Raw genomic sequence first — 405 nt, 5'->3', positions numbered from 1 at the left:
CGACGAGCTCTTCGACTTCTGATCGCCCCGCGGCCGGCCGGCACGGCGTGAGACGGCACACCCCCGGGCGACCCGGCGCCACGTGAGAGACGTGGGCGCGCATGCCGCGCCCACCGCCGGCATCGCCCCCCGTCGTCGCGCCGATCAGCGGCGCAGGAGCATCGGGCCGAGCCGGCCGCCCGCGAAAACGTGGACGTGCAGGTGCGGCACCTCCTGCGCGGCGTCCTCCCCCGCGTTGGAGAGCAGGCGATAGCCCGTGCCCCCGGCCCCCGGCGCGACGCCGAGCCTGCGGGCGACCTCCCCCACCGTGCGGGTGAAATCCACGATCTCGGCGTCCGAGGCCTCGGCGGCGAAGTGGTCGTAGTTCACGTAGGCGCCCTTCGGGATGACCAGCACATGCACCGG

Annotated in this window: 1 protein-coding gene; it reads right to left on the bottom strand. The window is 74.8% G+C overall.

Going from position 1 to position 405, the window contains the following annotated elements; genetic code table 11:
- Positions 1 to 144 precede the first annotated feature (144 nt).
- Positions 145 to 405, bottom strand: a 261-nt coding sequence (locus AB6A65_RS16670; RefSeq protein ID WP_371039500.1) for an HIT domain-containing protein, incomplete at its 5' end; no start/stop codon positions are given.

This window comes from Rhodosalinus sp. FB01 (genome assembly GCF_041365715.1).
Lineage (GTDB): Bacteria > Pseudomonadota > Alphaproteobacteria > Rhodobacterales > Rhodobacteraceae > Rhodosalinus.
Note: the sequence above shows the minus strand (reverse complement) of the source record. Positions and strands in the feature narration are given on the sequence as shown.